General features: G+C 75.2%; 8 protein-coding genes. 4 read left to right on the top strand and 4 right to left on the bottom strand.

Annotated elements, in window-relative coordinates; all coding sequences use genetic code 11:
* Positions 1-101: 101 nt before the first annotated feature.
* Complete coding sequence (locus ACFV0G_RS27365) at positions 102-476, bottom strand: VOC family protein (protein WP_380553403.1); 375 nt, start codon at positions 474-476, stop codon at positions 102-104.
* Positions 477-961: 485 nt separating this feature from the next.
* Between ACFV0G_RS27365 and ACFV0G_RS27360 the strand changes: the two genes are divergently transcribed.
* Both ACFV0G_RS27360 and ACFV0G_RS27355 read left to right on the top strand, forming a co-directional pair.
* Positions 962-3,115, top strand: coding sequence for a hypothetical protein (locus tag ACFV0G_RS27360; protein WP_380553400.1), 2,154 nt, complete (start codon positions 962-964; stop codon positions 3,113-3,115).
* A gap of 131 nt (positions 3,116-3,246) precedes the next feature.
* The gene (locus ACFV0G_RS27355) at positions 3,247-4,374 is read left to right on the top strand and encodes a PP2C family protein-serine/threonine phosphatase (protein ID WP_380553397.1); all 1,128 of its coding nucleotides are present in this window, start codon (positions 3,247-3,249) and stop codon (positions 4,372-4,374) included.
* Here the strand turns inward: ACFV0G_RS27355 and ACFV0G_RS27350 are convergent.
* The gene (locus ACFV0G_RS27350) at positions 4,334-4,909 is read right to left on the bottom strand and encodes a hypothetical protein (RefSeq protein ID WP_380553394.1); all 576 of its coding nucleotides are present in this window, start codon (positions 4,907-4,909) and stop codon (positions 4,334-4,336) included. The two genes, ACFV0G_RS27355 and ACFV0G_RS27350, sit on opposite strands and share 41 nt — an antisense overlap.
* A gap of 270 nt (positions 4,910-5,179) precedes the next feature.
* Here ACFV0G_RS27350 and glsA point away from each other — a divergent pair, with 270 nt between their 5' ends.
* Positions 5,180-6,388, top strand: coding sequence for a glutaminase A (gene glsA, locus ACFV0G_RS27345; protein WP_380553391.1), 1,209 nt, complete (start codon positions 5,180-5,182; stop codon positions 6,386-6,388).
* 85 nt (positions 6,389-6,473) lie between these two features.
* Here the strand turns inward: glsA and ACFV0G_RS27340 are convergent, their stop codons facing one another.
* Entirely contained in the window at positions 6,474-7,073 is a 600-nt protein-coding gene (locus ACFV0G_RS27340) for a superoxide dismutase (protein ID WP_380553388.1), read from the bottom strand.
* Between the two features lie 360 nt (positions 7,074-7,433).
* Complete coding sequence (locus tag ACFV0G_RS27335) at positions 7,434-8,639, bottom strand: FAD-dependent monooxygenase (protein ID WP_380553385.1); 1,206 nt, start codon at positions 8,637-8,639, stop codon at positions 7,434-7,436.
* 141 nt (positions 8,640-8,780) lie between these two features.
* Here ACFV0G_RS27335 and ACFV0G_RS27330 point away from each other — a divergent pair.
* A partial coding sequence (locus ACFV0G_RS27330; protein WP_380553382.1) for a TetR/AcrR family transcriptional regulator occupies positions 8,781-9,419 on the top strand: 639 nt, incomplete at its 3' end.

Below are 9,419 nucleotides of genomic sequence, written 5' to 3'. Positions count from 1 at the left end.
TCCCAGCGGTCGAACTCGGACGGCCGAATGCGACAGAATGCTGCCCGTGCCTTTTCTGTTGCTGATCGAGGACGACGACGCCATCCGCACGGCTCCGCCGGTCACAGATAGGGCCGGGTGATCAATTCGATCGCATGACCGGCCGGGTCCTTGAAGTACACACCGCGCCCGCCGTGCTCGTTGTTGATCTCCCCCGGGCGGCGCATCTGCGGATCCGCCCAGTGCTCGACGCCGCGATCGGCCAGCCGCCGGTACGCCCGGTCGAACAGCTCGTCGTCGATCAGGAACGCGTAGTGCTGCATCTGGATCTCCACCGGCGGCTCGGCGAACTGGAGCAGCACGCCGTCGGTGAGCCGGATGTTGGTGAACGGGCCCCAGGACGGTGCCTCCGGAAGCTCCAGCAGCTCCCGGAAGAACCGGGCCGACTCGTTGCGGTCCCTGGCGGCGATGATGGTGTGGTTGAACGTGACTGCCATACGGCTGACCTCGCTGATGTGTCGACACGGAGAACGGACTCGCGGTGCAGCGAGCACGAGGCGGTCCGCGTGCCGAACCGAGGGGGCGCCCGTGGCGCACCCGCCGCGCGATCAGCCGTCCACCGGGTAGCCGATCCGTGCATGGCGATGTGCCGATCCGGTGTTCACGTCGGGCGACGATACCCGGCCGCACCGCAGCCGACAACGGCACGGTGACGAACCCTCATCCGGGCCGCCGGATCGCCGACGGTCACCGTGGCCACGGGGTCGACACCCGCCCCGGCCTCCCGAATGGCACCCCCGCCCTCCCCATGGGCGCCCCCCGGGGGGGGTGATGATCTCCCGGACCGCCTGCGGTGGGGTCGCGCGATCATGCGCCGCCGGGGGCCGCCCGGCGGCTACTCCCTCTGACGGACCGCCCCGGGCCGGGCCGGGACCACCGACCGCTCCCCGGCCTGTCACTGCCCGCTGCGAGGATCGCGCGCATGGACCTCGCACGTGCTCTGGACGGCCTCGACGACCACCCCTGGCACTCCGTCAGGCATGCCTACGGTGCGGCCGACGACCTGCCCGGGCTGCTGCGGGCCTTCGCAGGTGACGACGGCGCGGCGGCGGACGAGGCGCTCTCCGAGCTCTACGGCAGCATCCTCCACCAGGGCACGGTGTACGCCGCGAGCGCGGACGCCGTCCCGTACCTGGCGCGGATCGCTGCGGCGGGCCGCCGGAGCGCGGATGCCCTCCTACTGCTCGGCGGCCTGGCCGAGAGTGATGACGAGTACGAGGTGGCGCCCGTCCGGGTACGGTCGGCCGTCGCCGCCCGGCTGCCGCTGCTCCTGCCGCTGCTGGACTCCCCCGATCCGCCCACCCGGCAGGCCGCCGCGTGGGCCGTCTCGTTCACCGGCGAGCGGGAGGCGGTGCCGCGGGAGCTGTGGCGCCGGTGGGCCGTGGAGGACGAGCCGCCGGTCCGGGCCGACCTGCTCGCCGGGCTGGCCCGGGTGGATCCCGCGGCGGCCGCCGCCGTGGCGCGCGAGGTGGTGGCGCAGGACGAGCCGGCCCCGGTACGCCTGGCCGCCGTGCTCGCCTGTGTGGACGCGGGTCTGCCGTGGAACGGCCGCCTGCACGCCGCCGTGCTGTCGCTGCTGCCGGCGGACCCGCTGATGGCCGGGCGCGCCGGTGACGGGTCCCCCGAGCCGCTGGCCGCGATCACCGACGGACTGCTGCAACGGGACACGGACGCGGACCGCGGCGCGGTGCGGGCGCTGCTCGACGCGGCGCTCCGGGACGGACGGGCCGAGGTCCGGGCGGAGGCCCTGTGGGCGGCCGACCGGGCCTGTCATCTGTCCCGCAGCGCGCCCGGGCGGCTGCTGCCCGCGCTGATCCCGCTCCTGGGTGATCCGCTCTCGGCGCGCAGCGCGGTGCGGCTGATCGCCAAGCTGGGTCGCGACGCCGCCGCAGCGGCTCCCGCGCTGGCCGCCCTGGCCCGGCAGCACGACCACCCGGACGCCGGGCCCGCCGACCTCGCCGATCGGGCCCTCGCCGCGCTGGTCAGCCTCGCCCCGGACCTGGCTGCCCCGATCCTCGCCCGGAGCCTCGGTCGGTGTCCCCGCGCGCTGGAGGCCGCCACGGGAACCGGCGAGGACGGTCCGTTCCCGTTCGACGCCGCCCTGCTGGACGCCGTCCGCACGCGGCTGCACCACCCGGACCCGGCCGGGAACGAGCCCGCCCGGCTCGCCCGCCTGATCGAGCCGTGGGGCGCGGCAGCCGTACCGGCCCTGCCCGACCTGCTCGCCGCGTTCGAGCGGCACCCGGACCGCACGGCGTCGGCCGTCGCGGCGATCGCCGCCCACGCACCGGCCGCCGAACGCGCGGCGGCGGCGGACGCCCTGCGCACGGCCGCCCGGGACGGGGCACTGCCGGCGGCGCGGGCCCTGTACGAGCTGAGCGGGGACATCGGTCCGCTGCTGGCCGCCCTCACCGTCCGGCTCTCCGGCCGCCCCTTCGAGGTCACCGATGCCGTCCGGACGGTCGCCGGGCTCGGGCGGGCCGCCGCCGCGCTGGTGCCGGCGGTGCGCGAGGCCCTCGCCCGCCGGCCGGACACCCATCCCGCGCACACGATGGACTCCGAGACCACGCTGGCCGAGGTCCTGTGGCGGACCGGCGCTGCCCCGGAGGAGGCGGTCGGCCTGCTGGACGGTGTCCTCGCCCGGGCCGCCGGCCGGGCGCAGTACCACTGGAGCACCGTCACCGCGGCCCGCGCGGCAGCGGCACTCGGTCCCGCCGGCCGGCCGCTGGCCGACCGCCTCGTCCCGGCGCTCGCCGTTGCGCGCCAGGCGCCTGCCGCCGTCCTGGCCCTGCTGGCCGTTGCCGATCCGGCGGCCCTGGACCCTTCGGCGCCGGCCGAGGCCGCCCTCCTGGCCGTCGAGGCGCGGGCCGACCTCGGCGGTGCCTGTACGGCGCTCGAGGCCCTGGGGGTCGGGGCGCTCACCGGCGAGCAGGTCCGCCGGCTGAGTGCCCTCACCCGCGGAGACCGGCGGATCGTCACCTCCGGCAGCGAGGCCGAGATCATCCGTGCCGACGGGCGCATCCGCCGCCGGCTCCTCGCCGTGCTCGCCGCGACGGACGGGCGTCCCGCCCGGTAGTTCCCCGCCGGGAACCGCTCGCTGCCGTCCGCTGCGGACGCAGCCTGCCCTGACGGCCTCGCGCACCTGCATTCGGGCGGGCCGCAGCGTCGGTGCTGCGTCGGCGGTGCCCGGAGGCGCAAGGTGGATCCATGCCGTCGACCGATCCGGACCGCGGGACTCGCCCGAGCCGCGCCCTGCTCCTGCTCCCGCTGGGGCTGATCGCAGCGGTCTGCGTCGTCGACGTGCTGGCCCCGCCCTCCATCCACCTCGGGCCGCTGCTGGTGGCCGCGCCCGCGATCACCGCGGCCTTCGCCGGCCCGCGGATGACGGCGGCCATCGGCGCGCTCGCCGTCGGTGCGCAGGTCTTCATCGGCGCGGCCCGCGGCGTGCTGGGGACGGAGAACCTCGAGGCCCAGATCACGGCGCTGGTCCTGGTCTCGGCCCTGATCACGCTGTTCCGGCTGATCCGCGACCGGCACGAGCACCAGCTGACCCGGACCAGGTCCGTCGCGCAGGCCGCCCAGCAGGTCCTCATCCAGCCGCTGCCCGACCACAGCGGGCCGCTGGGGATCGCCTCGCTGTACATCGCCGCCGAGCAGGGCACCGAGATCGGCGGCGACCTCTTCTCCGCCGCCCGCACCCACCACAGCACCCGCCTGCTCATCGGCGACGTCCGCGGCAAGGGGCTCGCCGCGATCAACCACGCCGCACTCCTCGCCGGGGCCTTCCGCGCGGCCGCGCACCGCCGGGCGACGCTCCCCAACCTGGCGGTCCACCTGGACGGCGCGGTGCGCTGGGACACCGCCCAATGGCGCACCGACACCGCCGACTCGGACGGCGGCAGCGTCGACGAGACCTTCGCCACCGCCACCCTGCTGGACATCCCCGACCGGGACCCGGTGCTCCACACCGTCAACTGCGGGCACCCCCCACCGCTGCTCCTGCGCGACGGCCGGGTCACCCCGCTCGACCCCCGGGAGCCCGCCCTGCCGCTCGGCCTCGGCACGCTGGCCGGCCCGGCCGACTACTCCACCGACACCTTCGCCTTCGAGGAGGGCGACCTCCTGCTGCTGTACACCGACGGCGTCATCGAGGCCCGCGACGCCGAGGGCACCTTCTACCCGCTCGCCGAGCGCGCCGCCTCCTGGACCCGCCAGAGCCCGCAGGAGCTCCTGCGCCGGCTCCACGACGACCTGCTCGTCCACACCGGCGGCCACCTCGGCGACGACGCCGCCGTCATCGCCGTCCGCCGCGGCCCCGGGGCGACTCCCGGCTGAGCGGGCACGGGCCACGTGCGGACCCGGCCGCGCGGGTCGGCCGCGCAGGGACGAGAGCGGGACGGGGGCCAGACGGGCGGCGGTGGGCGCGGTGGTGAGGCGGGCGAGGCGTTCGAGGGTGGTGCGGCCGGCCGGTTGGTGACCAGGTAGGGCGGGCGCGGGGAGAGCGAGGGTGAGCCGGTGCGAAGGGGGCGCGCAGGACGGTCTTCTCCACGTCCGCGAGCATGCGGGCGTTGTCGACGAAGCCGGTGCCGCTGCCGATGTCCTGCCGGGTGTGGCCGGGGCGGGCGCCCCACGGCGTGTGGCCGAGGAGGAAGCCGACGCCGGACCAGGTGTTGACACCGATCGTGCCGTAGCGAAGCCGGTCCACGGCCGCCGGCAGGGTGCACGGGCTGTCCCGTTCGGTCCGGGGGTGGACGAGCAGCGTGGCACCGAGCGTCCCGGGGAGGGTGTCGTTCGCGAAGTCGACGGCGTGGCGGACGAAGTCGTCGGGGGTCGCCGGGCAGGCGGACGACGCCGAGGGCGCCAGCTTCACCCCCCGCGCTCCGTGACCAGCTCGATCACCGCACTGAGGGCGGCACTCGTCACCCGCTCCCGCGGGCGCCCGGGACCCCGCTCCCCCTGTGTGCCTGTGCGCCGACCACGGACGCGACCACACGGGCCGGCCGCCTCCTCACCCGAACCCGGATCCGACCCGGTCCGGTGCGGCCGCGGCCCGCTCGGCCCGCCACGCAGCGCGGGCGGCCCCGGGGCATAGTGGGCCCATGGAGAGGTTGCGGGGCCTGCCGCCCGCCGGGGTGCGGCGATGGAGCCGGTAGCAGGGGTGCTCCAGGAGCTGGTGGACCGGCACGGGCCCGAGCGGGGCGGCGCGGTGGCGGACTACATCCCGGAGCTCGCCCGGGCCGACGCCGGGGCTTTCGGCATCGCGCTGGTGAGTGTCCAGGGCCGCACGTACGCGGTCGGCGACGCGCGGGTGCCGTTCACGATCCAGTCGGTCTCCAAGCCGTTCGTCCACGCGCTCGCGCTCGCGGAGCTCGGTCCGGAGGAGGTGGCGCGGCGGGTCGGGTTCGAGCCCAGCGGCGAGCCGTTCAACGCGATCAGCCTGGAGGAGTCGACCGGGCGCCCGGCCAATCCGCTGATCAACGCCGGGGCCATCGTGACCACCGCCATGATCGGCGGCAGTGCGGACGAGGCGTTCGGCCGCATCCGCGGCACGCTGTCGGCCTTCGCCGGGCGCAGCCTCGACGTGGACGAGCGGGTCTACCGCTCCGAGGCGGCCACCGGTGACCGCAACCGCGCCCTGGCCTACCTGACCCGGTCGCAGGGGGTGCTCGGGCGGGCCGCGGAGGAGGCCTGCGACGTGTACTTCCGGCAGTGCGCGATCCGCGTGCACGCCGTCGATCTGGCGGTCATGGGCGCCACCCTCGCCAACGCGGGCACCAACCCGGTCACCGGCCGGCGCGTGGTCGGACCGGCCGTCGCGCGGGTGGTGCTCTCGGTGATGGCGACCTGCGGGATGTACGACCGGAGCGGGGAGTGGATGGTGCGCGTCGGCCTGCCCGCGAAGAGCGGCGTGGGCGGCGGCATCACCGCGGTGCGGCCGGAGCAGTTCGGCGTCGGCGTGTACAGCCCGCCGTTGGATGCGCAGGGCAACAGCGTCCGCGGGGTGGCCGCGCTGCGGGACATGTCGGGCGAGCTGGGGCTCCACGTCTTCCAGCACGGTGCGCAGCCCCGTTCGCCGCTCGTCGCGTCGCGGACGGACGACCGGGCGCACCGGGTGGAGCTGCGCGGCGAGCTCGACTTCGCCGCGGCCGAGCAGGTCGTCGACTACGTCAGCGACGTGGCGCGCAGGCATCCGCGGTCGGAGGTGTACATCGACCTGACCCATGTGACCGGGATCAGTCCGATCGCCCGCCGGCTGCTGGCCGGCTCGGCCGCCGACCTGGCGGGCCTGACGACGGTGCACACGGTCGACCCGGGCGGCTTCACCGGGCGCGGCGGTCCGTCGCGGTGAACCCGTGCCGGGTGATGCCGTCGGGGCGCCTCGCGGGTGCGGCGGCCGCGCCGGGTCGTGGGGCGGCCGCCGCGGTCGGCTGCGGTCAGGCCCGGGCCGCGGCGAACCGTGCGGCCACGTCCGTCCAGTTGACGACGTCCCAGAGGCGCTCGACGTAGTCGGGGCGGACGTTCTTGTACTGCAGGTAGTAGGCGTGCTCCCAGGCGTCGAAGGCGAGCAGCGGGGTGGTGCCCTGGCCGACGTTGCCGTGGTGGTCGTAGACCTGTTCGACGATCAGGCGCCGGCCCAGCGGCTCCCAGGACAGGATGCCCCAGCCGCTGCCCTGGACGCCGACGGTGGCGGCGGTGAGCTGCTTGCGGAAGGCCTCGAAGCCGCCGAGGTGCTCCTCGATCGCGTCGGCGAGCGCGCCGTCGGGGCGGTCGCCGCCCTCCGGGGAGAGGTTCTGCCAGAAGAGCGAGTGCAGCACGTGGCCGGAGAGATGGAAGGCCAGCGTCTTCTGCAGCCCCACCAGGCCGCCGAACTGCCCCCGGTCGCGCGCCTCGGCCAGCTGCTCGACGGTGTCGTTCGCGCCCTTGACGTAGGCGGCGTGGTGCCTGGAGTGGTGGAGTTCCAGGATCTCCGCCGACATCGCGCGCTCCAACGCGGAGTAGTCGTACGGCAGGTCGGGAAGCGAGTAGGTGCCCATCGGGACACGGCCCCTTTCGACAGACGGTGGTGATCGTACCGGGGACCACGTTATTGCATATCAATTGCAAGAGCGACTATCTCGCACCAGGCGGCTCATCCCCCGCCGGGGCCGCGTTCGTCCCGCTGAACCGCAAGCTCCCTGTGGAGCGCACCCGTTCGACGCCGGAGCGGGCCGATGCCGACGCGCTGATCGTCGACGCGGCGGCCCTCCCGGACCTCGCCGGAGCACTCCGGGGCCCGAGGCGGTGGCGGCGGCCCGCGAGGCGGTGGCGAGCCCGGAGGTCCGGGTGCGGCTGCGGTCGCGGCAGACCGACGCGGTGCAGCCGCCGGGCCCGGCCGGTCCTGACCCCGGCCGGGGTCAGGACCGGCCCGCGAGCGCCACCGGCTCGGGGTAGTCCTTCACCGGGACGGCGTTGGCCGCGCCCGCGGCCATCCGGCGGAACAGGCCCGCCCCGAGCCGCGAACTGAGCATCCGGTACACCCGGTTGCGGCGGCGGATCCGCGCGGCGGTCGGCGGTGCGAGGAACGGCCCGGCGCCCTTGGCCTGCTTCTGGCCGGTCCGCGCCCCGGGGCGCACCTGCTCCTCGTAACGGGCGAACGCGGTACGGAAGTCGCCACTGGCGAGGGCGAGTTCGCCGGCGAGGATGTAGGCGCCGATCATCGCGAGGCCGGTGCCGGAGCCGCCGGGACCCGCACACCAGGCGGCGTCGCCGAGCAGCACGGTGCGGCCGCGCGACCAGCTGTCGAGATGGATCTGGCTGAGCGTGTCGAAGTAGAGGTCGTCGGCCTGCTCCAGCAGGGCGATCAGCTCCGGCGTGCGCCAGCCGGCGCCGGCGAACGCCTCGGCGACGATGCGCTTCTGCTGCTCCCGGTCGTGCCGGTCGTACTCCAGCCCGGGTGCGGCGAAGACGAGGCCGACGCCGGCCCGGGAGGTGTCGCGGGAGCTGCTGACCAGCACGCCCCGACCGGGCACGTTGTAGATCACGCCGCTGTGGTCCAGCCCCAGGTGGTTGGGTCCGGTGAAGCCGGCGTAGCAGTAGCCCATGTCCCGGCGGTGGTCGGCCTCGTCGCCGAAGGCGAGCCGGCGGACCACCGAGTGCATGCCGTCGGCGCCCACGACCAGGCCGAAGCGGCGCGGTGCGCCGCGGCCGAAGGTGACGTCCACCCCGTCGGCGGCCTCGGTGAGCGAGGTGACGGTGTCGCCGAAGACGTACTCGACGTCGTCGCGGGTGAGGTCGTACAGGATCCGGGCGAGGTCGCCGCGCTCGATCTCGACCTCCCCGCTGAAGAACTCGGACGGCAGCTCGACCAGCGGACGGCCCTCGGCGTCGATGACCACCTCGGCGCCCATCGCCGTCTCGGCCGCCCGGACGGTCTCCAGGATGCCCATCCTGCGCAGCACGTCGAGCTGGACGCCTCGGAAGTCGACCGCGCCGCCGCTGTCGCGCAGCCGGGGCGCCTGCTCCACCACGGTCACGGTGAAACCGCGGCGGGCGAGCCAGTACGCCAGCGACGGACCGGCGATGCCCGCGCCGGAGATCAGCACGGTGGTGTCGGTGTTCATGGTTCCCCCTTCGTCCGGCCCGGCGGGGCTCCGCCGCGTGGCCTGTGCCTCCACGGTAGGGCGGCTTATCCATTCGGTCAATCCATGTGGATAAAACGCTTGGATGAACCGCGCGGATGATCCTCGGGCTACACTCCGGCCATGGGAAACCGCGAAGATCTGCTCACCGGCGCCCTGACGTGCCTGAAGGAGAAGGGCTGGACCCGGACGACGGTGCGCGACATCGCCTCGGCCGCCGGGGTCAACCACGCCGCCATCGGCTACCACTTCGGCTCCCGCGAGGCGCTGCTGACCGCTGCCTTCGTGCAGGCCATGGACGAGTGGGGCGAGCGGGTCGGCCGGGCCGTGGCCGCGTCGCTGGACCCGCAGGCGACCCGGCAGGAGCAGTACGAGGCCCTGTGGCGGGAGATGATCGCCTCGTTCGCCGCCGACCGGCCGCTCTGGATGGCCTCGGTGGAGGCCCTCGTCCAGGCCGAGCACAACCCGAAGCTGCGCGAACTGCTCGTCGCCGCCCAGCGCGAGGGCCGGCGCGGCATGGCCGCGATGCTGCTGGGCATTGCGGACGACGAGGTCGACGAGGAGACCGAGCGCAGCCTCGGCTCGGTACAGAACGCCCTGCTCAGCGGGGTGATGACGCAGTGGCTCCTGGACCCCGGCAGCGCGCCCTCCGCCGAGCAGGTGACCGCCGGGCTCCGTGCGCTCGGCAGCCGGGTAACGACGGGGGGGGGGGGGGGGGGGCGCGACGCGAGACGGCTAAACGACAACAACGCACACCGCCGC

The sequence above is a fragment of the Kitasatospora sp. NPDC059571 genome, from assembly GCF_042735675.1.
Lineage (GTDB): Bacteria > Actinomycetota > Actinomycetes > Streptomycetales > Streptomycetaceae > Kitasatospora.
Note: the sequence above shows the minus strand (reverse complement) of the source record. Positions and strands in the feature narration are given on the sequence as shown.